We start from the raw sequence: 22,106 nt of genomic DNA on the forward strand, positions 1-22,106 counted from the left end.
TGCTATCAAAATAGAAGCTCCGCTGTCGCCCTTGTTGCCTTGCAAGGACGACTCAGGTCAACCAATACGGCCTGTCAAACGTCATAGGAAGAGATCCAGACAGGAAACACGCCTTTGCCCGGACCCCATACCATGCCCCGTTCCAACGCCCCCACCGCGCAGTCACACCAGCAGCGTGACCTGCGCCCCCTGCGCACGCTGCGCCTGCTGGCCGGCCTTGGCCTCGCCGCTCTGGTCACCGCCTGCGCCGTGCCGCCCGATGGCTACTCGGACATGGGCTCCGGCTACCCCAGCTATCCCAGCTATCCGACCTACCCCAGCTACCCCTCTGGCGGCGGCGTCATCTACCCCTCCTATCCCACGCAGCCCGCCTATCCCGACAACGGCTGGTACGAGCGCCAGCGCCTGCAGCGCGAGCGCGATCGCCTGCAGTACGAGCGCGAGCGCATTCAGCAGGAGCGCAACCGCGACGCCTGGCGCGACCGCCAGGAGCGCGAGCGTGAAATGCGCGAGCGCGACCGGGACCGTGACCGCCAGGCACAGGACCGCGACCGCCAGTTGCGCGAACGCATGCAGGAGCAGCAGCGCCGCGAAGCCGAGCGCCAGCAGCGGGACCGCGAGCGCGACCAGGGCCAGCAGCAACGCGATCGTGAACGCCAGCAACGCGACCGGGAACAGCAGCAGCGTGACCGCGAGCAGCAGCAACGCGCCATCGAGCGCATGCAGCGCGAAAGCCAGGGCGGCGGCAACCCCTACCCCACGCAGGATCCGCGCCACTGGCGTTGAACGGCTGACCAGCGGCATATCCAGCCCCCTGCGCTGCGCACCATAATCGGCAATGCACCACATCCCTGTGCCGTTTGTGATGGGAAAGGAAACCGCCATGCACCGCACCCAAGACCTTTGCCAGCGCCGGGCGCTGGCGGCGCTTGTACCGATGCTTGCAACGCTGGTGGTGGCACTCACCGCAGGCCCGGCCTCGGCCCAGGTCATCCGCTGCACGGACGCCAAGACCGGCCGCGTCACCTACACCAACAGCAGTTGCAAGGACGGCGAAAACCGCGTGCAGGTGCAGGAAGCCCCCAGCCCCGAAGAGCTGGAACGCGAGCGCGCGCAGTCCGCCGCCGCCATAGAGCGCAAGAACCAGCAACTGACGCGCGAGGAGGCCGAGCGCCGCGCACGCGCCCAGCAGCAGGAGCGCGAGGCGCGCAGCCGGCGCGAGCGCGAGAACTCGGCGCAGCGCGACAGCGGCGACTCACCTGCCTGCCAGCAGGCGCGCCGCCGTCTGGACACCATCCTGGCCGAGTCCAATCCCGATCCCGCCACCTGGGGCCCGCGCAGCCAGGCCGCCCAGCAGCAAATGGAAATGGCCTGCCTGGGCCCCAAGGCCTATGAGCAGCTGCAGCAATCGCGCGCATTGCAGCCCAATGCCATCAACCGGCCGTGGATCGTCGGGCGCCCCGTGCCGCCGCAGCCGCTGCCGCCTTCGGCACCCATCTCGCACTGCAACGTGTTCCGCTGCTACGACACCAACGGCGGCATCCATCCGCGCTGATTCACGCGCGCAGGCCCTGCTCCACGGTCGGGTAGCGCAGGCGCAGGCCCAGCTCGGCCTTCAGGCGCTGGTTGCGCAGGCGGCGTGACTCCCCCATGAAGCTCAGAAGGCTGGCCGGCAGCTCGCGCTGTGCCTGCTCGCGCGTGATGCGTGCGGGGCGCGGCAGGCCGTAGAGATCGGCCGCAAAGTCGAAATAGTCCCCCATGCGCAGCTGCGTATCGTCGCTGGCGTGGTAGATGCGCTGCGGCCGACCGCGCCACAGCGCCCGCACGCAGGCGCGGGCCAGATCATCGGCATGGATGTGGTTGGTGTAGACATCCTCTGCGGCACACAGCAGGGGCGTGCCGCGCAGCAGCCGCCCGCACGGCGTACCGTTTTCCCGGTCCGGCGCATAGATGCCCGGGATGCGCAAAATGCTGGCGCGCAGCCCGCCGCGCCCGGCAAAGCGCACGGCACGCTCGGCGTTCACGCGGCGCTGGGCACGCGCCGTGGCCGGTGCGGGCGGGCGGCTTTCGTCGATCCAGGCGCCCTCGCAGTTGCCATAGACGCCCGAGGTCGAGCCATAGACCAGGCTCGCCGGCCGGCCGCGACGGCGCAGCACGCGCAGCAGGGCCGTGGTGCGCGGGTCCAGCCACCAGCCCTCTTCGCCAGCGGGCGGATTGGGTGGCGGCGCCAGGTGGACGACGCGCGTGGCCAGGCCGGCCAGACGGCGCAGCGTGGCAGGTGCGTCCAGATCGCCCAGCAGCGGCGTGATGCCGCGCCCGCGCAGATCCTGCAGGCGCTCGGCGCCACGCGTCAGGGCCAGCACGCGCGGGCCCCGTCGTGCGACGCCGGAGCGCGCGCCGGGCGCGCCCGCCAATGCACCAGCCACGCGCAGCCCCACGTCGCCGCAGCCGACGATGAGCACGCGTTCGCGTCGAAAGCGCGCCGGCAGCGCGCCCAATGGGTTTTGGTTTGAGGGCAAAATCCTGGCCTGTTGCGAGGGCGGCCACCCGCGCGCCGCCGGTCGCGGCAGCGGCATGTCCGTCCGGGAAAGAAGATCGCCGGCGCGCTCCACGCGCCCGCCAGCGCCCCCGAGGATACCGAGAACATGACCGAGATAGCCAACGCTTCCCACGAAATCACCGTACAGCCCAGCGGCCGCGCCTTCGCCACGCAGGGCAGCGAGACCATCCTGGCCGCCGCCATCCGCTCCGGCGTGGGCCTGCCCTATGGCTGCAAGGACGGTGCCTGCGGTTCCTGCAAGTGCAAGAAGCTCAGTGGCGATGTCACCCATGGCCCGCATGCCGACAAGGCGCTGACCGCCCAGGAAGAGGCCGACGGCTATGTGCTCACCTGCTGCGCCAGGCCGGCCACCTCGGTGGTGCTGGAGTCCCGCCAGGTCACCGATGCCAGCGCCTTCCCCATCAAGAAAATGCCCGTGCGCGTGGCCACGCTGGAGAAGAAGTCGCACGACGTGATGCAGGTGCGCCTGCAACTGCCCGCCGCAGACAAGTTCCGCTACCACGCAGGCCAGTACGTGGAGTTCATCCTGCGCGACGGCGCCCGCCGCGCCTACTCCATGGCCACGGCCCCCCACTTGCAGGACACGGCACCGGGGCTGGAGCTGCACATCCGCCACATGCCGGGCGGCAAGTTCACCGACCATGTGTTCGGCGCCATGAAGGAAAAGGAAATCCTGCGCGTGGAAGGACCGTTCGGCAGCTTCTTCCTGCGCGAGGACAGCGACAAGCCCGTCATCCTGCTGGCCTCGGGCACGGGCTTCGCGCCCATCAAGGCGCTGCTGGAGCACATCCGCCACAAGGACATCCACCGCTCCGTCACCCTGTATTGGGGCGGCCGCCGCCCCGAAGACCTCTACATGGACGCCTGGGTGCGCGAACAGGCCGAAGCCATGCCGCAGCTGTGCTACGTGCCCGTGGTCTCGGATGCCCTGCCCGAAGACGCCTGGACCGGCCGCACGGGCTTCGTGCACCAGGCCGTGCTGGACGATTTTGCCGACCTCTCGGGCCACCAGGTCTATGCCTGCGGCGCGCCCATCGTGGTCGATTCCGCGCACCAGGCCTATGTGCACCAGCGTGGACTGCCCGACGAAGAGTTCTACGCCGACGCATTCACCACGGAAGCCGACAAGGCAGCCTGAAGCCAGGACAGATCAATCAATACGCAGAAAAACTGCTCTGCATACCTGCGCGCAGCCAGGTGTCGCAATTTTTTTGCACAATAGCGCCCCTATGAACCGTAGAAACAGCCTTCTTTCGGTCATGGCGGCCGCTGCTGCCCTGGCCTCCCCGCTTGCCCTGGCGCAAGAGCCCATCCGCCTGATCGTGCCCTATGCGCCCGGCGGTCCGCTGGACATCACCTCGCGCGCGCTGGCCGAGCGGGTGCGTGACTCCCTGGGAGTGGTGATCATCGACAACAAGGCCGGCGCCGGCGGCAACATCGGCGCCGACGCCATTGCCCGCGCCACGCCGGACGGCATGACCATCGGCCTGGCCGCCACGGCCACCCATGCCGTCAATCCCTGGCTGTACGCCAAGATGCCCTATGACGCGGGCAAGGACTTCGCTGGCATCACCCAGATGGTGCGCGTACCCAATGTGCTGGTGATGAACGCGGCCCGAGCCGAGCAGCTCAAGATCCACAGCGTGGCCGACCTGATCGCCTACGCCAAGGCCAACCCCGGCAAGCTCAACTACGGCAGCGGCGGCAACGGCAGCGCGGGCCACCTGGCCGGCGAAATGCTCAAGCAAAAGGCCGGCATCTTCGCGCTTCACGTGCCCTATCGCGGAGCCAACCCGGCCCAGCTGGCCCTGCTGTCGGGCGAGGTGGACTTCAACATCGACAACCTGGCCGCCGCTGCACCCAACATCCGTTCGGGCAAGCTCAAGGCGCTGGCCGTGACCACGCTGAACCCCACCACGCTGCTGCCCGGCGTGCCCGCACTGTCCAAGACCTTCCCCGGCTTTTCCATCGACACCTGGTGGGGCCTGGTGGCCCCGGCCGGCACGCCCAAGCCCGTGCTGGACAAGCTGAGTAAGGCCTTTGGCGATGCACTGGCCGCGCCCGAGACCAAGACCCGCTTCGAGACCCTGATGGCCGAGCCCGTGTCCTCCACGCCTGCCGAATTCGACAGGTTCATGGCCGCCGAGCGCGCCAAGTACCAGCCCATCGTCAAGGCCTCCGGAGCGAAGGTGGACTGAGCCGATCCACCGCGTCCCGCCTGGCAAAAAGCCGCAGCCGCCCTCAGGGCGCTGCGGCTTTTTCATTCAGGTCACTGTCGGGACTCAGGCTTGTCGGAGATGCCAGCCAGGCTTGTGCGCCAGGCGGATGCCCTGCCCCGCCACGGCCTGCAGTTGCGCGGGCGTGACGCGCTCAGGCGCGATCTCGGCCAGCGGCACGAGCACGAAGGCGCGCTCGTGCATGCGCGGGTGCGGCACGCTCAGGCGCGGCAGCGCGATGCGCTCGTCGTCCCACAGTTCGATGTCCAGGTCCAGCGTGCGCGGCGCGTTGCGGTAGGGACGCTCACGGCCGGCCGCCAGTTCGATGGCCTGCAGCGCATCGAGCAGCGCCAGCGGCTGCAGCGTGGTGTGCACGGCGGCCACGGCGTTCAGGTAGTCCGGGCCGCTGGAATCGACGGGTGCCGTGCTGTAGAGGGAGGACACGGCCACAAGGCGCGTGCCCGGCAGGCCGCCAATGGCCTGCAGCGCCTGGGCCAGCGCCTGGCCCCGGTCGCCCAGATTGGCGCCCAGGCCAATGGCGACCCAGTGCCCCGACTCAGTCATCCCCGCCCACGGCGCCATCACCACCGCCCTGGGGCTTGCGGCGACGGCGGCGGCGCTTCTTGGGCGCTGCACCTTCCTCACCCTCCACCTGGGGCAAGGCGGCGGCAGGTGCGTCGGCCTGCTGCGCTTCGCCAGCGCCGGCGTCCTCGCGCGCGGGGCGGGCCTTGGCCACGCGGTGCACCTTGGGCTCGGCGCTGCGCTGGCGGGCGCGCTGCTCGTCGCGGGCCTGGGCGATCAGGTCGTCGCGGCGCGCGTCGTCGGCGTTCTGGAATTCCTGCCACCAGCTGGCCAGGCTTTCATCGACCTCGCCGATGTCGGCGCGCAGGCGCATGAAATCGAAGCCCGCGCGAAAGCGTGGCTGGGCCACCAGGCTGAACGGCGTGGCGCCGGTGCGCTTGTCGAAGCGCGGCTGCATGACCCAGATCTCGCGCATGTCGGCGGCCAGCTTGCCGCGGCCCGAGACATCGCCGATGCGCTGGTCGAACACTTCGTCGATGGATTCCTGCAGCGCGGGGAAGGGGTGCTGGCGCTGGTTCAGGCGGCGCTCCCAGCCGGTCTTGACGTCATGCCACAGCACGCAGGCCAGCAGGAAGCTGGGCGCCACGGGCTTGCCTTCCTCGACACGGCGGTCGGTATCGGTCAGCGCGGCGCGCACAAAGGGCTGCTCCGCGCGCTCGACCACCACATCCAGCAGCGAGTAGATGCCGCGTGCCAGGCCCAGGCCGCGCAACTGCTCCACCGAGGCCAGCGCGTGGCCGGTCTGCAGCAGCTTGAGCATTTCATCGAACAGGCGGCTTTGCGGCACATCGGCCAGCAAGGGCTCGCACTCCACCAGGGGCTTGGCGGTCTTGGGCTCGATCTTGAAGCCCTTGCCCGCCAGCTTGGCCGCGAAGCGCACGGCGCGGATGATGCGCACCGGGTCTTCGCGGTAGCGCGTGGCCGGGTCGCCGATCATGCGCAGCATGCGCTTCTTGGCGTCGTCGATGCCCTTGTGATAGTCCACCACGATCTGCGTGCGCGGGTCGTAGTACATGGCGTTGATGGTGAAGTCGCGGCGCGTGGCGTCCTGGTCCTGCGGGCCCCAGACGTTGTCGCGCAGCACGCGGCCGCTGGCGTCCACCGCATGGTGCATGCCGGCGAGCTGGGCCTTGCTGGTGCGCTCGTTGCCGCTCACGGCCTCGGCCGCGCTGTTGTCCAGGAAGGCGCGGAAGGTGGAGACTTCGATGACCTCGTTCTCGCGCCCGCGGCCATAGACCACGTGCACGATGCGAAAGCGCTTGCCGATGATGAAGGCGCGGCGGAACAGGCCCTTGACCTGCTCGGGCGTGGCATTGGTGGCCACGTCGAAGTCCTTGGGGCGCAGGCCCAGCAGCAGATCGCGCACGGCGCCGCCGACGATGTAGGCCTCGTAGCCGGCGTCCTGCAGCGTCTCGACCACGTCGATGGCACGCCGGTCCACCAGGTTGGGGTCGATGCCGTGCACCTGCACGGGCACTTCCTGGCGCTTGCCGAAGGGGGACTTGCGGGCGCGGGGGGCAGCCGAGGTCTTGCCCAGCAGCTTGTCGATGATGTTCTTGATCATGGTGCTTCGCCAAACAGGTCCAGAATGCGCCAGCCACGTTCCTGGGCCAGGGCGCGCAGCCGTGCGTCGGGGTTGGTGGCCACGGGATGGTCCACGCGTTCGAGCAGGGGCACGTCGTTCCAGGAGTCGCTGTAGAAGAAGCTCTCCACGCCGCCCCAGTCCAGGCCACGCGCATCCAGCCACTGTTGCATGCGCCGGACCTTGCCGTCGCGCATGCTGGGCGTTCCACGGATCTCGCCCGTGAACCAGCCCTGGGCGTCGCGCTCCAGTTCCACGGCAATCAGCTCCTGCACGCCCAGTGCGGCGGCAATGGGGCGCGTCACGAACTCGTTGGTGGCCGTGACGATGATGATCTGGTCGCCCGCCTGCTGGTGCGTGCGCAGCAGCTCCAGCGCCTGGGGACGGATCGCGGGGGTGATCACCTCGCGCATGAAGCGCTCATGCGCCTCGCCGGCCTGTTGCGCGCCACGGCCGCAGAATGCCTCGGTGGCAAAGCGCACATAGTCGTGCACGTCGAGCGTGCCGGCCTGGTAGTGCGCGAAGAACTCGGCGTTGCGGCGGCCGAACTCGGCCGGATCGGTCCAGCCGATGCGCGTCGTGAACTCGCCCCACTCGTAGTCCGAATCGAGCGGCAGCAGCGTATGGTCCAGGTCGAACAACGCCAGCCGGGGCCGGAGTTGCTTCTGATCAGAGGTCATGCATATCCTAAAAAAATGGGTCCCGCGCTGCCCTTGCAACGCAGGCTCCGCCGGCTCCCGCAGTCCCTGCCCACACGAGAATGTGGGCTCATTCGGTTTCCAGCATCGTCTTGAGCAACGGGATGGTGATGGCGCGCTTGTTGCGAAGCGCAAAGCCGTCGAGCATGTCGAGCAGCTGCATCAGGCTGCCCAGGTCGCGTGAGAAGCGCTTGAGCATGTAGTCCATCACATCGTCGCCCAGAAAAACGCCACGGGCATCGGCCTCCTGGCGCAGCACCGCGCGGCGCGCGGTTTCATCGAGCAGTTGCAGCTGGAACACATGGCCCCAGCCCAGCCGCGTGCGCAGATCCTCGCGCAGCTTGAGGTCGGCCGGCGGCAGGGGGCCGGCACCCAGCACCCAGCGCGGCGAGCCCGTGGCCGGGCTCGTCGCATTCACGAACCAGTTGAAGGCCCGCGCCTGCTGCAGCGGAGTGTAGATGTCCACGTCGTCCATCAGCACCGCCGCCCAGCGCTCGTCGAACGGCGGCGGGAACAGGGTGGATGCATCCATCCAGCCCACCATGGCGCCCTGCTCGCGCAGCGCCTCGCGCACGGCCTTGAGCAGGTGGGTCTTGCCCGAGCCCGACTCGCCCCAGAGATAGGTGGGCACCGGCGTGCGGGCGGTCTGCATGCGGCCGTCGCCCACCCAGTGGCGCAGATGATCGATCACTGCGGCATTGGGACCGACGAAAAAGCGCGACAGCGTCGGACTCGACGCCATGCTGATATCCAGAGCCAGCTGCTTCATCTGCGACATACGCGCAGCGCCCCCTTTCCTGTGTCCAGGCGGGTCCATGCGGCAAAAGCAGGCAGAGGAATCGGCAACGGCATTGGGTTGAGAGCAAAGACAGGCCCGCCTCGGCGCAGCGCTGCGGCAAGGCGGACAACGCCCGGGAGCTCCCGGGCGGACGAGGGATTTTAGTCTGCGCGGCGCCCGGCACGGCGGCAGCCGGCCCGCATGTGCAACGAAAGCCCCCTCGAAGCCCACTGGCGCGCGCGCCTGCCGGCGGCCGGCGCCGTAGAATCCCGGGGTTCCAGCCCGGCATCGGGCCTACCGCACCGTACCCATCCATGAGCTCTTCTGCCCCCTCCTCTACCCCGATTTCCTACAAAGACGCCGGCGTCGACATCGTCGCTGGCGATGCGCTGGTCGAGCGCATCAAGCCGCTGGCCAAGAAGACCATGCGCGAAGGCGTGATGGCCGGCATCGGAGGCTTCGGCGCGCTGTTCGAGGTGCCCAAGCGCTACAAGGAACCCGTGCTGGTCTCGGGCACCGATGGCGTGGGCACCAAGCTCAAGCTGGCCTTCGAGTGGAACATGCACGACACCGTGGGCATCGACCTGGTGGCCATGAGCGTCAACGACGTGCTGGTCCAGGGCGCCGAGCCCCTGTTCTTCCTCGACTATTTCGCCTGCGGCAAGCTGGACGTGGACACGGCCGCTGCCGTGGTCGGCGGCATTGCACGCGGCTGCGAGCTGTCGGGCTGCGCACTGATCGGCGGCGAAACCGCCGAAATGCCCGGCATGTACCCGGCCGGTGAATACGACCTGGCGGGCTTTGCCGTCGGCGCCGTCGAAAAATCCAAGATCCTCACGGGCCAGAGCGTGGCCGCAGGCGACGTGGTGCTGGGTCTGGCCTCGGCCGGCGTGCACTCCAATGGCTTCTCCCTCGTGCGCAAGTGCATCGAGCGCGCCGAAGCCCAGGGCAGCCTGCCCGAATCGCTGGACGGCAAGCCGTTCAAGCAGGCCATCATGGAACCCACGCGCCTGTACGTGAAGAACGTGCTGGCCGCACTGGAGCAGCACCCCATCAAGGCGCTGGCCCACATCACCGGCGGCGGCCTGCTGGAGAACATCCCCCGCGTGCTGCCCGAAGGCCTGGCCGCCCACCTGGATGCCGGCAGCTGGCCCCAGACCGAGCTGTTCGCCTGGCTGCAGAAGACGGCGGGCATCGACGCCGTGGAAATGAACCGCACCTTCAACAACGGCATCGGCATGGTCGTTGTCGTGCCCGCCGAAGCTGCCCAAGCCACGGCCGCCACGCTCAAGCAGCTGGGCGAGACGGTCTACACCATCGGACGCATCGCCGCACGCGGCGAGGGCGAGCCTGTCGAGGTCCGCTGACCACGGGCCCGCAGCGCATGACCCAGCACCTGCCCTCGCCCATCATCTCCCCGCAGCCCGCGCCCACGCGCGGCGTGACGCTTTCCAGCTATGTGCTGATGGCAGGCGCCCTGCTGCTGATCATGTGGCAGGGCCTGTTGCCGGGCATGCTCTGTGTCTGCGTGGGCTTTCTGGTCACGCGCGCCCTTGCCGGGCTGCTGGCACGGGCCCAGCCCAAGGCCCGGCGCGGCTCGCTGCCGCGCTGGACCCAATTGGTGGCAGCCACCATCGTCATTCTTGCGCCGCTGGCCCTGCTGAGCGGCGCGCTCTCGCATACACGCACCTACATCACCGACGCGCCGCAGCAGTACCGCGAGCTGCTCGACTATCTGGCCCACACGGTGCTGGAGCTGCGTGACAAGCTGCCCGCCGACATGGCCGACCAGTTGCCGGACGGCGCGCAGGAAATCCAGCACCTGCTGGCCAGCTACCTGGCGGCCAAGGCCGGCGCCCTGGCCCATGCGGGCCGCGCCTGGCTTACCGGCCTGCTGTACGCCTATGTGGGCCTGATCATCGGCGCGCTGGCCGCCGTGCGCCCCATCACCACGCGCCGCCCGCCCCTGGTGGCTGCGCTGCGCGAACGCATCCGGCTCATGGGGCTGGCCTTCCGCCAGATCGTGGCGGCGCAGTTCTGGATTGCGGCCTTCAACACCTTCCTGACGGCCATCTTCCTGCTGGGCGTGCTGCCGCACTGGAACCTGACCCTGCCCTACACGCCAGCCCTGATCACGCTGACCTTCATCGCGGGCCTGGTGCCCATCGTGGGCAACCTGCTGTGCAATGCGGTGATCACCATCGTGGGGTTGTCGGTCTCCCCGGTGGCCGCCGCGGCCTGCCTGGGCTTTCTGATCCTGATCCACAAGGCCGAGTACGTGATCAACGCCAAGGTGGTGGGCCAGCGCACGCACATGGGCGTGTGGGAGCTGCTGGCCGTGATGTTCGTGGCCGAGTCGGTGTTCGGCCCCGCAGGCCTGGTGGCGGCGCCACTGTTCTACGCCTATCTCAAGAAAGAGCTGGAAGCCGTCCGGCTGGTCTGAGCAGCGCTCCGACACTGGGGTTGCCGCCGCTACAGCCCCCTGAGCCGCCGGATCACCTCGCGCACGGCCACGGCCTGCGCGCCCTGCTGGGAATGCAGGAAGCGCTCCAGGTCTTCGAGCGCACGCTCGGTCACTCCCCATTGCGCATAGGCCAGCCCCCGGTCCCGGAAGATCTCCGGCATGTCGGGCCGCAGCACGGCCAGCCGGTTGAGCACGGCCACCAGCAGCGGCCAGTCGCGCCGCGCATGGTGGATCTCCTGCAGATTGCGCAGCATGCGCTCCAGAATGTCGCGCGGCGATGCACCCTGCAGGTACATGCCCAGCGGAGCCGCCTCCTCGGCGGACAGGCCGGCGTTCTGCCAGAAGGGCTCCAGCCGCTCGGCCAGGCTGTTGGCCGAGAAGGATTCACCGCTCAGCGGGTCCATCACCACCTGCCCCTGGGGCAGACGCAGCTTGACCAGGAAATGCCCGGGAAAGCTCACGCCCTGTGCCGGCAGATCGATGGCCGCAGCCAGCTCCAGCCAGATCAGCGCCACACTGATGGGAATGCCGCGCCGCGTCTGCAGCACGTGGTGGATGTAGCTGTTGGACGGGTCGTAGTAATCGTTGAGATTGCCGCCAAAGCCCAGCTCGCCATAGAAGAACTGGTTGAGCACGCGCAGGCGCTGCAGCGAATCGGTTTCGCCGGCCAGGCGCTGGAGCAGGCGCACCTGCAGCCGGTCCAGCTCGGCGCTGGCCGCCTGCAGGTCGAGATCGGGCACGGCATCCTGGGCGATGCTGATTGCCGCCTCCATCAACGGCAGGTGGTCATCGCTTTGCACCAGCGCTGCAAAGTATTGCAGGGCCGTTGGCGTGTCTTCGTAACTCCAGCTCATGATGCTTTGTATATTGCAGCGCCCAAGCCTGCAATTATGCGGGTTTGGGCGATGCCTCTCAGCGCCGCAGAAGTGCGCGCAGCTTGAGCCCCGCCGCCCACAGCGCACCGAAGTACAGCAGCACCGAGGCGGCCATCAGCGCGGCGAGCAGGCCCACACGCTGCCAGCCGTTGGCGCGCAGCGCGATCCAGTCGAAATGCTGGCTGCCCCAGGTCAGCAGCACGGCCAGCAGGCTGCTGGCCGCGACCACCTGCAAGCCCAGCCGGCCCCAGCCCGGCTTGGGACGGTAGACGCCCCGGCGCAGCAGACCCCACAGCAGCCAGCCCGCATTGACCAGGGCCGCCAGGCCGATGGACAGCGCCAGGCCGGTATGCGCCATGAAGGGCACCAGGACCAGGTTGAGCAGCTGGGTGATGACCAGCACCACGATGGCGATCTTGACGGGCGTGCGGATGTCCTGGCTGGCGTAGTAGCCCGGCGCCAGCACCTTGATGGCCACCAGGCCCACCAGGCCTGCGCCGTAGCCGACCAGCGCCAGGGCGATCTGGCCCACGTCGCTGTCCTGCAGCGCACCGCGGTGGAACAGCGTGGCCACCAGCGGCTCGGCAAAAGTGAGCAGGCCCACGGCGCACGGCACGGACAGCAGCACCACCAGGCGCAGCCCCCAGTCCAGCATGGCCGAGTAGCGCTCCGAGTCGTCGGCCGCCTTGGCAGCGGCCAGCTGGGGGGTGAGCACCACGCCCAGCGCCACGCCCAGCAGCGCCGTCGGAAACTCCATGAGCCGGTCGGCATAGAACAGCCACGTCACGCTGCCCGGTTGCAGATAGGAGGCGATCTGCGTGTTGATCATCAGCGAGACCTGTGCCACGCCCACGCCCAGCAGGGCCGGCGCCATCAGCTTGAGGATGCGGCGCACGCCGGCCTCGGCCCAGGCTTCGCGCAGCGCAGCTGGCGAAAAGCCGATGCGCGGCAGCAGGCCCAGGCGCGCCAGCGCAGGCAGTTGCACCGCCAGCTGCAGCACGCCGCCCAGCATCACGCCACCGGCCATGGCATAGATGGGCTCGATGCCACGCGCCTGCAGCCAGGGCGCGCCCCAGAAGGCGGCGGCGATCATGGCCAGGTTCAGCAGCACCGGCGTGGCGGCCGAGACGGCAAAGCGCCGCCAGGTATTGAGCACGCCGGCAGACAGCGCCACCAGCGACATGAAGCCGATGTAGGGGAACATCCAGCGTGTCATCAGCACGGCGGCGTCATAGCCCTCGGGCGACTGGCGCAGGCCGCTGGCCAGCAGCCAGACCAGCAGCGGCGCGCCCACCACGCCCAGCACGCAGGTCACCAGCAGCACCCAGAACAGCAGCGTGGCCACGTGCGAGATCAGCGTGCGCGTGGCCTCTTCTCCCTCCTTGGCCTTGCTGGCGGCCAGCACCGGCACGAAGGCCTGGCTGAAGGCCCCCTCGGCGAACAGCCGCCGAAAGAGATTGGGAATCCTGAAGGCGACATTGAACGCATCGGTCAGCGCATTGGCTCCGAACATGGAGGCCATGAGCAGATCGCGCACCAGCCCGGTGATACGGGAGGCCAGCGTCAGCAGGGAAACGGTGGAGGCGGCTTTGAACAGTGACACCGTGGGGAGTGTATGCGCTGGCATGCCCCGCCGGCCGGCGCTCCAGGCGGGCCTGGCCGCTCTTGCACTCCGTTGCAACAGGCCGGCCCGTGCGGCCTGGGCCCTCAAGGCCCCGTCCGGGCTGCGTGCTATAATCCCGCGCTTCGCCGACAACATCCTCAGACACTAGGAATACATATCATGGCATCCAAGCCCGCAAAGAAGAACCCCCGTCTCGCCTCCGGCCGCAAGCGCGTCCGCCAGGACACCAAGCTCAACGCAGCCAACACCTCGCTGCGCTCCAAGTACCGCACCGCCGTCAAGAAGGTCGAAAAGGCCGTTCTGACTGGCGACAAGGCCAAGGCAACCGAACTGTTTGCCGCAGCCCAATCCGTTCTGGACACGATCGCCGACAAGGGCATCTTCCACAAGAACAAGGCCGCTCGCGACAAGAGCCGCCTGTCCGCCAAGGTCAAGGCCCTGGCCGCCGCCTAATCCAATTAGGCAACCGCACGGATGGCTCCGGCCATCTGCCGTTTGTAACGGGTGCGCTGTCAGCGAACGAAAAAACCGCCTTCGGGCGGTTTTTTTGTGCCTGAACGATGCCCCTGCATCCGCAGGATTCACCAAAAAATCCCCACCCTCCGGAGCACAGGCGAAAAAAAACGCACCCCAGGCGCGCTTCACATCGGACGGGAACGACCCGCAAAAAAAGAAGCCGGCCTCAGCGGGCCGGCTCGTCCGGTATCAGGCAGGCCTCGGCAACCTGCAGGTTGTTGTCCTTGGCGAAGTTCAGGCAGAAATCCCAGGCCATGGGCTCGTAGTCGCGCAGGTCGCGGTGCACGACCACGCACTTGACGCCATTGAGCGTTGTGGGAACACACCAGGGCGAGTAGCTCAGGTGGCTGCCGCGCTGGGCACCACCGGGGCGAAACTGGCTCATGACGCCTGCCAGCCGCTCGGCCCAGTCGCTGGGCCGGAAAGTCTTGCCTTCGTGGGTGATGCCCTGGATGAACAGTTCTTTGCTGGAGGGAGAGACCATCAGGATGCACGCCAAAATACGACTTGCGCAACAAGGAACAACACAGGCGACCTGCCAAGGGGCACGGCGCCCTGCCACATCCTGCTTGCGCAAGTCCTTCAAAAAAGTCAGAGCCCACAGGCAGGATCGCTGCCAGCAGGCCAAGCCGGAATTTTATCTCTTATATAAGAGCTGAGGCCTTGTTGCAGCGCACTACCCAAGTGTGGCGTAGGTTCATTGCATGGCTGTGATGCGCAAACCGCAACGGTAGGCCATCGCGCGGCCCCTAGAATCGGGCTTCGCTGTTTTTCAGGCATCTGCGGCGGCAACGCCCGGATGCCGTTTACTTTCCAGCTCAGGAGATTTTTGCAATGACCGCTTTCATTGAGGCTGCCTCGCCCCACGTGATGAACACCTATGGCCGCGTACCGATCGCTCTGGAGCGAGGCCAGGGCTGCCGCGTGTGGGACGTCAACGGCAAGCAGTACCTCGATGCGCTGGGCGGCATTGCAGTGAACACGCTGGGCCACAACCACCCCAAGCTGGTGCCTGCGCTGCAGGACCAGGTGGCCAAGCTCATCCACACCTCCAACTACTACCACGTGCCCGGCCAGGAAACGCTGGCCAAGCTGCTGACCGAGCGCGCGAAGATGACCAATGTCTTCTTCTGCAGCACGGGCCTGGAGGCCAACGAGGCCGCCATCAAGATCGCGCGCAAGTACGGCGTGGACAAGGGCATCGCCAAGCCGGTGATCGTGGTCTACGAGCATGCCTTCCACGGCCGCTCCATCGCCACCATGACGGCCACGGGCAACCCCAAGGTGCGCGACGGCTTCGGCCCCCTGCTCGACGGTTTCCTGCGCGTGCCGGTGAACGACTACGAGGCGCTCCAGAAGGCCACGGCCGGCAACCCCGACGTGGTGGCCGTGATGATGGAGCCCATCCAGGGCGAAGGCGGCCTGCACCCCATGCGCATCGAGTACATGCAGCAGGTGCGCGCACTGTGCGATGCCAACGGCTGGCTGATGATGTTCGACGAAGTCCAGGCCGGCATGGGCCGCACGGGCAAGTGGTTCGCCCACCAGTGGGCCGGCATCATCCCCGACGTGATGACCCTGGCCAAGGGCCTGGGCTCGGGCGTGCCCATCGGCGCCGTCGTGGCCCATGGCAAGGCGGCCACCGTGCTGCAGCCGGGCAACCATGGCTCCACCTTCGGCGGCAATCCGCTGGCCATGCGTGCGGGCATCGAAACCATCCGCATCATGGAAGAGGACGGCCTGCTGGCCCACACCACCAAGGTGGGCGACCACCTGAAGGCCACGCTGCAAAAGGAACTGGCCGACGTCAAGGGCGTGGTCGATGTGCGCGGCCAGGGCCTGATCATCGGCATCGAGCTGAACAAGCCCTGCGGCGCCCTGCTGGGCCGTGGCGCCGAAGCCGGCCTGCTGTTCAGCGTGACCGCCGACACCGTGGTGCGCCTGGTGCCGCCGCTGATCATGACCGAGGCCGAAGCCGACGAAGTGGTCGCCAAGCTCAAGCCCCTGATCGTGCAATTCCTGTCCGAATGAGTACCTGCCTATGACTGCCATCAAGCACTATCTGCAGTTTTCCGACTTCACGGCCGACGAGTACGCCTATGTGCTCGAACGCGCGGCCCTGATCAAGAAGAAGTTCAAGGGCTACGAAAAGCACCACACGCTCAGCGACCGCACGCTGGCCATGATCTTCGAGAAGGCCAGCACGCGCACCCGCGTGAGCTTCGAGGCGGGCATGTACCAGCTCGGCGGCTCGGTGGTCCACCTGACCACGGGCGACAGCCAGCTGGGCCGCGCCGAGCCCATCGAGGACAGCGCACGCGTCATCAGCCGCATGACCGACCTGGTGATGATCCGCACCTATGGCCAGGACAAGATCGTGCGCTTTGCCGAATACTCGCGCGTTCCCGTCATCAACGGCCTGACCAACGAGTTCCACCCCTGCCAGATCCTGGCCGACATCTTCACCTTCATCGAGCACCGCGGCTCGATCCAGGGCAAGACCGTCGCCTGGGTCGGTGACGGCAACAACATGGCCAACACCTGGCTGCAGGCGGCCGACCTGCTGGGCTTCACCGTCCACGTCAGCACGCCGGGCGGCTACGAGGTGGACGAGAAGCTGGCCTTTGGCGGCAAGACCCCGCGCGAGGGCTGCTACAAGGTCTTCAAGGACCCGCTGGACGCCTGCAAGGGCGCCGACCTGGTGACCACCGACGTGTGGACCAGCATGGGCTACGAGGCCGAGAACGAAGCCCGCAAGAAGGCCTTTGCCGACTGGTGCGTGGACGCCGAAATGATGGCCGCAGCACGTGGCGATGCCCTGTTCATGCACTGCCTGCCCGCCCACCGCGGCGAGGAAGTGGAGGCCGAGGTCATCGACGGGCCGCAGTCCGTGGTCTGGGATGAGGCGGAGAACCGGATGCATGTGCAGAAAGCTCTGATGGAATACCTGCTGCTGGGCCGCCAGCCGAACTGACAACGCAGTCCGCTCAAAAAAGAATGCCTGCAGGCTTTGCGCCTGCAGGCATTCTTTTTTCCCGGCGGAAGTTCGGGCCGTGGCCTTACGGCCCCCGCTTGTCCGGTGCGCAACTGTCCCCGCCGCAGGCACTGCAGCCGCCACAGCCGCCCGCATCCTTGGGCGCCAGTGCCGGATGCATCTGCCCGGCCTTCTGGCGCCAGCGCGCGGGCAGATAGCGCCAGACCAGAGACACGCCGGCCAGGGCCACGATCAGCCCGACGATGATGTTCTGCCACATGGTGCTTGTTCCTTTCAGCCCGCGCCCAATGCGATGGCCACGCGGTAGGTGATGAAGCTGGCAAGGTAGGCCAGCGCGAACAGATAGCCGGTCATCAGCAGCGGATAGCGCCAGCCGTTGGTCTCGCGCCGCACGGCGGCCAGCGTGGAGATGCACTGGGGCGCGAACACGAACCAGGCCAGCAGCGACAGCGCCGTGGCCATAGACCAGGTGTGGGCGATCAGCGGGCCCAGTTGCTCGGCCATGGCCTCGTCGCTGGCGGCGGACAGGGCATAGACCGTGCCCATGGCGCTGACGGCCACCTCGCGCGCGGCCATGCCGGGCACCAGGGCGATGGCGATCTGCCAGTTGAAGCCGATCGGCGCCAGCACCACCTCCAGCCAGCCGCCGATGCGGCCCGCAAAGCTGTAGCGGATGGCCGCTTCGGTGACGCCATCGGGCGGCGCCGGGTAGCTGGCCAGGAACCACAGCACGATGCTCACGGTCAGGATGATGCCGCCCACGCGGCGCAGGAAGATCATGGCGCGCTCGTACAGGCCCAGGGCCAGGCTGCGCGGGCTGGGCCAGCGGTAGGAGGGCAGCTCCATCAGCAGCGGCGTGGGTCCGGCGCTGCGGCCGGCCAACTTGGCCACGCCGGCCACGGCCATGGCGCTGGCGATGCCGGCCACGTACAGCGCGAACAGCACCAGGCCCTGCAGGTTGAAGATGCCGCCCACGGTGCGCTCGGGAATGAAGGCGCTGATCAGCAGCGCATAGACCGGCAGGCGCGCCGAGCAGGTCATCAGCGGCGCGATCATGATCGTCACCAGGCGGTCGCGCCAGCTGGTGATGGAGCGCGTGGCCATGATGCCGGGCACGGCGCAGGCGAAGCTGGACAGCAGCGGAATGAAGGAGCGGCCCGACAGGCCGACCTTGCCCATGATGCGGTCCAGCATGAAGGCGGCGCGCGGCAGGTAGCCCGAATCCTCGAGTGCAAGGATGAACAGGAACAGGATCAGGATCTGCGGCAGGAAGACCAGCACGGCGCCGGTGCCCGCGATCACGCCGTCGGCCAGCAGGCTGCGCAGCGCGCCTTCGGGCATGTGCTCGTTGACCAGGGCCGAGACGGCCGAGACGCCGCCCTCGATGCCGTCCATCAGCGGCTGCGCCCAGCTGAACACGGCCTGGAACATCAGGAACAGCGTGGCCGCCAGCAGCAGCATGCCCCACAGCGGGTGCAGCACCACGGCGTCGATGCGGTCATCACGCCGGGTGTCCACCACGGGCTCCTTGACGCAGTCGGCCATGATGCGGGCCACCTGCTGGTGCAGGGCCAGCACCTGCTCGCGCGCATCGCCCGGGCGGGCCGGGGCCTGCAGCTGCGGCGCTGCCAGGGCGCGGGCTTCGGGGCCGTCCAGCCATTGCAGCAGCTCGCGTGCGCCGTCCTGGCGCACACCCACCGTGGACAGCACGGGCATACCCAGGGCGCGTGACAGCGCCTCGCGGTCGATATCGATGCCCTGGCGCCTGGCCATGTCGCTCATGTTGAGCACCAGCAGCATGGGCAGGCCCAGGCGCTGGGCTTCCAGCACCAGGCGCAGGTTCAGGCGCAGGTGGGTGGCGTCGGTGACGCAGACCAGCAGTTCGGGAGGCGCCTCGCGCGCGTGGCGGCCCGAGACGATGTCGCGCGTGATGCGTTCGTCCTCGCTGTGGGCGTGCAGGCTGTAGGTGCCCGGCAGGTCCAGCACGCGCACACGCCGGCCGCTGGCCGTGCTCAGCCAGCCTTCCTTGCGCTCCACGGTCACGCCCGCGTAGTTGGCCACCTTCTGGCGTGCGCCGGTCAGCAGGTTGAACAAGGCTGTCTTGCCGCAGTTGGGGTTGCCCAGCAAGGCCAGGCGCAATGCGGAATCACCGCTGCCGCCGCCACCCTGGGCAGGCTGCAGCGGCTGGATGAGCTTGGGAGAGGACGACGCGCTCATGCCACCGCCTCCGGCGCCACGCGCACCAGGGCCGCCTCATGGCGGCGCAGCGCGAACGTGGCCTGGCCCACGCGCACGGCCAGCGGGTCGTCGCCAGGAAAGCCTGCGGCCAGGATGCGAACGGGCTCGCCCGGCAGGAAACCGATTTCCATGAGGCGCAGCAGCAGTTCCTGCTCGACGGCATCGCGCGCCGCATGGAGTTCGACCACGCGCGCCGGAACCTGGCGCGGCAGCGCATCCAGGGTGATGGCCGCAGCGGTGGCCGGGCTTGGAGAGCTGGGAGGCGCGGACAGCGCGGACGGAGCCGTGGCGTCCGTCCCGGGATTCATCGAATGCATGGCGTGTTGTATCAACTGATTTTTATTCTCATTTTGATTTTGATCGAATCCCCGTGGGAAGCCCGCGCATGGTATCGGAGTAAGAGGCAGGGTCTTGCCAAATGGCCGTCATGGTTTTTGGCCGGTTCCAGGCGCCCCGCACGCGTGCGCGCGACAATCGCGCTCCCACGATCCGCACCTGCACCTGCTTGCCCACGCCATGACCCATCCCTGCCTGAGCTGCGGCGCCTGCTGCGCATCGTTCCGCGTGGACTTTTCCGTGCACGAGTCGCAGGAGCATGGCGGTCGCGTACCGGCCGGGCTGATCGAGGAAGTCACCGACTACACCTGCCGCATGCGCGGCACGGACTGGTCGCGCCCGCGCTGCGCAGCGCTGGTGGGCAAGGTGGGCGAGAAGGCCCATTGCGGCATCTACGAGTGGCGGCCCTCGCCTTGCCGCGAATTTGCGGCCGGCAGCGATGCCTGCAACCGCGTGCGCGTGCGCCATGGCATGCAGGCGCTGGACAGCGGCCTGCTGTAGCAACCAGCCAGGCGCCAACAGCCGCCACCACCAGCCGCTATTCCACGGGCAGCCCCGCCAACTGCCCCTTGAACTCCTGCAGCGAGAAATGCGTGTGCACCTGGCGCACGCCGGGCAGCCGGTGCAGGCGGGTGAGCAGCAGGTCCGAATAGGCATCGAGATCGCGCGCCACGACGACCAGCAGGAAGTCTTCCGGCCCCGAGATGCCGTGGAACATCACGACCTCGGGAATGGCGCAGACCGCTTCCTGGAAGTGGCGCGATGACTCCTCGTTCTGATGGTCTATGCCCACCATCACGAAGGCCAGCACGCCAAAGCCGATGGCGCGCCGGCTCAGCGCGGCGTGGTAGCCGGTGATCACGCCCTCATCCTCCAGCCGCTTGATGCGCCGCCACGACGGCGATTGCGACAAGTGCACGCGTTGCGCCAATTCGCCCGAGGTCAGCCGCGCGTTGTCCTGCAAGGCGCGGATCAGCAGCCGGTCCGTTCTGTCGATCTCGATTGACATAAACCACCTATGAATTCATGTTTCACAGAATAACTTATCCAAGATCAAGCGTATTTAGGGATAACTACTAAACGCCCTGCGAAGGCCGTAACTAGCATCCGCCTCCGAAGCCCCCCACAGCAACGGAGACAACAACCCATGCCAGCCTTCGAAGACATCGTCCAGCGCGAAGCCGGACTCCAACAGCAGCTGTCCGCCGGACAGATGACCATGATCGCCATCGGCGGTGCCGTCGGCACCGGCCTGTTCCTGGGCAGCGGCTTTGCCATCGGCTTCGCCGGGCCCAGCGTGCTGATCAGCTATGCCATCGGCGCGGTGATCTCGCTGCTGCTGATGGGCTGCCTGGCCGAGATGACGGTGGCCCACCCGACCTCGGGCTCGTTCGGCGCCTATGCCGAGCACTACATCGCCCCCTGGGCCGGCTTCGTGGTGCGCTATGCCTACTGGGCCTGCGTGGTGCTGGCCGTGGGCACCGAGGTGACGGCCGTGGGCCTGTACATGGGCTACTGGTTCCCCGAGGTGCCGCGCTGGGCCTGGGTGGTGATCTTCTCGGGCGCGCTGATCGGCGTGAACATGATGAGCGTCAAGGCCTTCGGTGCCGTGGAGTACAGCTTCTCCATGATCAAGATCATCGCCATCGTGGCCTTCATCGTGGTCGGCGCCTGGGTGGTGTTCGGCACCCGCCCGGCCGGCGTGGGCTTTGCCAACTACGTCAACAACGGCGGCTTCTTCCCCAACGGCCTGTGGGGCACCTGGGTGGGCGTGATCATCGCCATCTTCAGCTACCTGAGCATCGAGATGATCGCCGTGGCCGCCGGCGAGGCCAAGGACCCGCAGCGCGCAGTCACCAGCGCCTTCCGCTCCACCATGGTGCGCCTGGTGGTGTTCTATCTGGCCACGATCGCGCTGATGCTGGCCATCGTGCCGTGGTCGGCCGCCGGCAAGGACGGCAGCCCCTTCGTGAAGGTGATGGAGATCATCGGCCTGCCCGGCGCGGCCAGCGTGGTCAATTTCGTGGTGCTGGTGGCTGCCCTGTCGGCCATGAACAGCCAGCTGTACATCACCACCCGCATGATGTTCAGCCTCTCGCGCGCCGGCCATGCGCCCGCCGTGCTGGGCCGCGTGAACTCGCGCGGCGTGCCGCTGCCGGCGCTGCTGCTGTCCTGCCTGGGCATTGCCGTGGCCACCCTGTTCAACATCATCAATCCCGAGCAGTCCTTCATGCTGATGATGGCCGTGGCCATGTTCGGCGCCATGTTCACGTGGTTCATGATTTTCGTGACCCACCTGTTCTTCCGCATCCACTGGGTGCGCCAGGGCAACAAGCCGCTGGCCTTCCGCATGTGGGGCTTTCCGGTGCTGACGCTGCTGGGCGCGGCTCTGATGCTGGCCGCCCTGGTGTCCACGCTGTTCACCGACGTGTTCCGCCTGACCGTGCTCACCGGCCTGCCCTTCCTGCTGCTGCTGGGCGCCATCTACGCCATCTGGTACCGCAAGCCGGCCGGCCAGACCGCAGCCGCTTCTCAAGCCAATACCCCAACCCAGGCCCAGGCCCGGTGACATCCGGCCTTCCGTTTTTCTCCCTACCTTAGAAACATGACGACTCTTGCCCCCCTCGATACCGCCCGCGCCT

At 67.7% G+C, this 22,106-nt stretch carries 23 protein-coding genes; 11 read left to right on the top strand and 12 right to left on the bottom strand.

Annotated features, from left to right (window positions below; all coding sequences use genetic code 11):
- Positions 1-132 precede the first annotated feature (132 nt).
- Both INR38_RS15455 and INR38_RS15460 read left to right on the top strand, forming a co-directional pair.
- Entirely contained in the window at positions 133-786 is a 654-nt protein-coding gene (locus INR38_RS15455) for a hypothetical protein (protein ID WP_013803652.1), read from the top strand.
- Between the two features lie 97 nt (positions 787-883).
- Positions 884-1,555 carry a DUF4124 domain-containing protein gene (locus INR38_RS15460; protein WP_013803653.1) on the top strand — a complete coding sequence of 224 codons (672 nt, stop codon included), beginning with the start codon at positions 884-886 and terminating at the stop codon, positions 1,553-1,555.
- A 1-nt stretch (position 1,556) separates the two neighbouring features.
- Here the strand turns inward: INR38_RS15460 and INR38_RS15465 are convergent, their stop codons facing one another.
- Positions 1,557-2,576, bottom strand: a complete 1,020-nt coding sequence (locus INR38_RS15465; protein WP_207442016.1) for an SDR family oxidoreductase — start codon at positions 2,574-2,576, stop codon at positions 1,557-1,559.
- 69 nt (positions 2,577-2,645) lie between these two features.
- On the opposite strand from INR38_RS15465, the gene INR38_RS15470 reads away from it, so the two are divergent.
- Both INR38_RS15470 and INR38_RS15475 read left to right on the top strand, forming a co-directional pair.
- Entirely contained in the window at positions 2,646-3,698 is a 1,053-nt protein-coding gene (locus INR38_RS15470; protein ID WP_013803655.1) for a CDP-6-deoxy-delta-3,4-glucoseen reductase, read from the top strand.
- A gap of 91 nt (positions 3,699-3,789) precedes the next feature.
- A complete protein-coding gene (locus INR38_RS15475; protein WP_043781175.1) occupies positions 3,790-4,758 on the top strand; it encodes a tripartite tricarboxylate transporter substrate binding protein in 969 nt (322 codons plus the stop codon).
- Between the two features lie 84 nt (positions 4,759-4,842).
- On the opposite strand, the gene folK is transcribed toward INR38_RS15475, so the two are convergent.
- The 4 genes from folK to hda form a co-directional block, all read right to left on the bottom strand.
- Positions 4,843-5,358 (bottom strand): 2-amino-4-hydroxy-6-hydroxymethyldihydropteridine diphosphokinase, encoded by a 516-nt coding sequence (folK, locus tag INR38_RS15480; protein ID WP_207442014.1) that lies wholly within the window; start codon positions 5,356-5,358, stop codon positions 4,843-4,845.
- Positions 5,333-6,922: a polynucleotide adenylyltransferase PcnB gene (gene pcnB / locus INR38_RS15485; RefSeq protein ID WP_088166752.1), complete on the bottom strand. Its 1,590-nt coding sequence runs from the start codon at positions 6,920-6,922 to the stop codon at positions 5,333-5,335. The genes folK and pcnB overlap by 26 nt, the downstream gene beginning before the upstream one ends.
- Positions 6,919-7,620 carry an HAD family hydrolase gene (locus tag INR38_RS15490; RefSeq protein ID WP_043824060.1) on the bottom strand — a complete coding sequence of 234 codons (702 nt, stop codon included), beginning with the start codon at positions 7,618-7,620 and terminating at the stop codon, positions 6,919-6,921. Before INR38_RS15490 ends, pcnB begins: the two co-directional genes overlap by 4 nt.
- Positions 7,621-7,708: 88 nt before the next feature.
- Positions 7,709-8,407: a DnaA regulatory inactivator Hda gene (gene hda, locus INR38_RS15495; protein WP_026062235.1), complete on the bottom strand. Its 699-nt coding sequence runs from the start codon at positions 8,405-8,407 to the stop codon at positions 7,709-7,711.
- 323 nt (positions 8,408-8,730) lie between these two features.
- On the opposite strand from hda, the gene purM reads away from it, so the two are divergent.
- Positions 8,731-9,783 carry a phosphoribosylformylglycinamidine cyclo-ligase gene (gene purM / locus INR38_RS15500; RefSeq protein WP_013803658.1) on the top strand — a complete coding sequence of 351 codons (1,053 nt, stop codon included), beginning with the start codon at positions 8,731-8,733 and terminating at the stop codon, positions 9,781-9,783.
- A gap of 17 nt (positions 9,784-9,800) precedes the next feature.
- Positions 9,801-10,859 (top strand): AI-2E family transporter, encoded by a 1,059-nt coding sequence (locus tag INR38_RS15505; RefSeq protein ID WP_012204107.1) that lies wholly within the window; start codon positions 9,801-9,803, stop codon positions 10,857-10,859.
- 29 nt (positions 10,860-10,888) lie between these two features.
- Here the strand turns inward: INR38_RS15505 and INR38_RS15510 are convergent, their stop codons facing one another.
- Positions 10,889-11,734, bottom strand: coding sequence for a tetratricopeptide repeat protein (locus INR38_RS15510; protein WP_013803659.1), 846 nt, complete (start codon positions 11,732-11,734; stop codon positions 10,889-10,891).
- 58 nt (positions 11,735-11,792) lie between these two features.
- Positions 11,793-13,358, bottom strand: coding sequence for a murein biosynthesis integral membrane protein MurJ (murJ, locus tag INR38_RS15515; RefSeq protein ID WP_099734375.1), 1,566 nt, complete (start codon positions 13,356-13,358; stop codon positions 11,793-11,795).
- Between the two features lie 177 nt (positions 13,359-13,535).
- Between murJ and rpsT the strand changes: the two genes are divergently transcribed.
- Positions 13,536-13,832, top strand: a complete 297-nt coding sequence (gene rpsT / locus INR38_RS15520) for a 30S ribosomal protein S20 (RefSeq protein ID WP_034398277.1) — start codon at positions 13,536-13,538, stop codon at positions 13,830-13,832.
- Between the two features lie 229 nt (positions 13,833-14,061).
- Here the strand turns inward: rpsT and INR38_RS15525 are convergent, their stop codons facing one another.
- Positions 14,062-14,379, bottom strand: a complete 318-nt coding sequence (locus INR38_RS15525) for a DUF3579 domain-containing protein (protein ID WP_012204103.1) — start codon at positions 14,377-14,379, stop codon at positions 14,062-14,064.
- Between the two features lie 350 nt (positions 14,380-14,729).
- Here INR38_RS15525 and INR38_RS15530 point away from each other — a divergent pair, with 350 nt between their 5' ends.
- Both INR38_RS15530 and argF read left to right on the top strand, forming a co-directional pair.
- Positions 14,730-15,926 carry an aspartate aminotransferase family protein gene (locus tag INR38_RS15530; protein ID WP_034391194.1) on the top strand — a complete coding sequence of 399 codons (1,197 nt, stop codon included), beginning with the start codon at positions 14,730-14,732 and terminating at the stop codon, positions 15,924-15,926.
- Positions 15,927-15,936: 10 nt separating this feature from the next.
- On the top strand, positions 15,937-16,869 hold the full coding sequence (gene argF / locus INR38_RS15535; RefSeq protein ID WP_012204101.1) for an ornithine carbamoyltransferase: 933 nt from the start codon (positions 15,937-15,939) through the stop codon (positions 16,867-16,869).
- Positions 16,870-16,954: 85 nt separating this feature from the next.
- Here argF and INR38_RS15540 read toward each other — a convergent pair whose 3' ends face one another.
- The 3 genes from INR38_RS15540 to INR38_RS15550 are packed head-to-tail and all read right to left on the bottom strand — an operon-like array spanning position 16,955 to position 19,445.
- On the bottom strand, positions 16,955-17,149 hold the full coding sequence (locus INR38_RS15540; protein WP_043824054.1) for a hypothetical protein: 195 nt from the start codon (positions 17,147-17,149) through the stop codon (positions 16,955-16,957).
- Positions 17,150-17,163: 14 nt separating this feature from the next.
- Complete coding sequence (locus INR38_RS15545) at positions 17,164-19,107, bottom strand: ferrous iron transporter B (RefSeq protein WP_012204099.1); 1,944 nt, start codon at positions 19,105-19,107, stop codon at positions 17,164-17,166.
- Positions 19,104-19,445 carry a FeoA domain-containing protein gene (locus tag INR38_RS15550; RefSeq protein ID WP_063326903.1) on the bottom strand — a complete coding sequence of 114 codons (342 nt, stop codon included), beginning with the start codon at positions 19,443-19,445 and terminating at the stop codon, positions 19,104-19,106. The genes INR38_RS15545 and INR38_RS15550 overlap by 4 nt, the downstream gene beginning before the upstream one ends.
- Before the next feature lie 199 nt (positions 19,446-19,644).
- Here INR38_RS15550 and INR38_RS15555 point away from each other — a divergent pair, with 199 nt between their 5' ends.
- On the top strand, positions 19,645-19,965 hold the full coding sequence (locus tag INR38_RS15555; RefSeq protein ID WP_034391185.1) for a YkgJ family cysteine cluster protein: 321 nt from the start codon (positions 19,645-19,647) through the stop codon (positions 19,963-19,965).
- A 37-nt stretch (positions 19,966-20,002) separates the two neighbouring features.
- Here INR38_RS15555 and INR38_RS15560 read toward each other — a convergent pair whose 3' ends face one another.
- Positions 20,003-20,473, bottom strand: a complete 471-nt coding sequence (locus tag INR38_RS15560; protein ID WP_012204096.1) for an Lrp/AsnC family transcriptional regulator — start codon at positions 20,471-20,473, stop codon at positions 20,003-20,005.
- A 138-nt stretch (positions 20,474-20,611) separates the two neighbouring features.
- On the opposite strand from INR38_RS15560, the gene INR38_RS15565 reads away from it, so the two are divergent.
- Positions 20,612-22,033: an amino acid permease gene (locus INR38_RS15565; RefSeq protein WP_207442013.1), complete on the top strand. Its 1,422-nt coding sequence runs from the start codon at positions 20,612-20,614 to the stop codon at positions 22,031-22,033.
- Positions 22,034-22,106 lie beyond the last annotated feature (73 nt).

The sequence above is a fragment of the Delftia sp. SD018 genome (assembly GCF_017355445.1).
In the GTDB taxonomy this organism is placed as follows: Bacteria; Pseudomonadota; Gammaproteobacteria; order Burkholderiales; family Burkholderiaceae_C; genus Comamonas; species Comamonas acidovorans.

What these genes read in the sequence shown, in the direction of transcription:
- INR38_RS15555 (WP_034391185.1), top strand. Translation starts at nt 19,645, where the DNA reads ATGACCCATCCCTGCCTGAGCTGCGGCGCCTGCTGCGCATCGTTCCGC.
- INR38_RS15530 (WP_034391194.1), top strand. Translation starts at nt 14,730, where the DNA reads ATGACCGCTTTCATTGAGGCTGCCTCGCCCCACGTGATGAACACCTAT.
- INR38_RS15490 (WP_043824060.1), bottom strand. Translation starts at nt 7,620, where the DNA reads ATGACCTCTGATCAGAAGCAACTCCGGCCCCGGCTGGCGTTGTTCGAC.
- INR38_RS15505 (WP_012204107.1), top strand. Translation starts at nt 9,801, where the DNA reads ATGACCCAGCACCTGCCCTCGCCCATCATCTCCCCGCAGCCCGCGCCC.
- INR38_RS15565 (WP_207442013.1), top strand. Translation starts at nt 20,612, where the DNA reads ATGCCAGCCTTCGAAGACATCGTCCAGCGCGAAGCCGGACTCCAACAG.
- argF (WP_012204101.1), top strand. Translation starts at nt 15,937, where the DNA reads ATGACTGCCATCAAGCACTATCTGCAGTTTTCCGACTTCACGGCCGAC.
- INR38_RS15460 (WP_013803653.1), top strand. Translation starts at nt 884, where the DNA reads ATGCACCGCACCCAAGACCTTTGCCAGCGCCGGGCGCTGGCGGCGCTT.
- INR38_RS15475 (WP_043781175.1), top strand. Translation starts at nt 3,790, where the DNA reads ATGAACCGTAGAAACAGCCTTCTTTCGGTCATGGCGGCCGCTGCTGCC.
- INR38_RS15525 (WP_012204103.1), bottom strand. Translation starts at nt 14,379, where the DNA reads ATGGTCTCTCCCTCCAGCAAAGAACTGTTCATCCAGGGCATCACCCAC.
- INR38_RS15470 (WP_013803655.1), top strand. Translation starts at nt 2,646, where the DNA reads ATGACCGAGATAGCCAACGCTTCCCACGAAATCACCGTACAGCCCAGC.
- pcnB (WP_088166752.1), bottom strand. Translation starts at nt 6,922, where the DNA reads ATGATCAAGAACATCATCGACAAGCTGCTGGGCAAGACCTCGGCTGCC.
- INR38_RS15540 (WP_043824054.1), bottom strand. Translation starts at nt 17,149, where the DNA reads ATGTGGCAGAACATCATCGTCGGGCTGATCGTGGCCCTGGCCGGCGTG.
- INR38_RS15550 (WP_063326903.1), bottom strand. Translation starts at nt 19,445, where the DNA reads ATGCATTCGATGAATCCCGGGACGGACGCCACGGCTCCGTCCGCGCTG.
- INR38_RS15465 (WP_207442016.1), bottom strand. Translation starts at nt 2,576, where the DNA reads ATGCCGCTGCCGCGACCGGCGGCGCGCGGGTGGCCGCCCTCGCAACAG.
- purM (WP_013803658.1), top strand. Translation starts at nt 8,731, where the DNA reads ATGAGCTCTTCTGCCCCCTCCTCTACCCCGATTTCCTACAAAGACGCC.
- INR38_RS15545 (WP_012204099.1), bottom strand. Translation starts at nt 19,107, where the DNA reads ATGAGCGCGTCGTCCTCTCCCAAGCTCATCCAGCCGCTGCAGCCTGCC.
- INR38_RS15510 (WP_013803659.1), bottom strand. Translation starts at nt 11,734, where the DNA reads ATGAGCTGGAGTTACGAAGACACGCCAACGGCCCTGCAATACTTTGCA.
- INR38_RS15560 (WP_012204096.1), bottom strand. Translation starts at nt 20,473, where the DNA reads ATGTCAATCGAGATCGACAGAACGGACCGGCTGCTGATCCGCGCCTTG.
- folK (WP_207442014.1), bottom strand. Translation starts at nt 5,358, where the DNA reads ATGGCGCCGTGGGCGGGGATGACTGAGTCGGGGCACTGGGTCGCCATT.
- hda (WP_026062235.1), bottom strand. Translation starts at nt 8,407, where the DNA reads ATGAAGCAGCTGGCTCTGGATATCAGCATGGCGTCGAGTCCGACGCTG.
- INR38_RS15455 (WP_013803652.1), top strand. Translation starts at nt 133, where the DNA reads ATGCCCCGTTCCAACGCCCCCACCGCGCAGTCACACCAGCAGCGTGAC.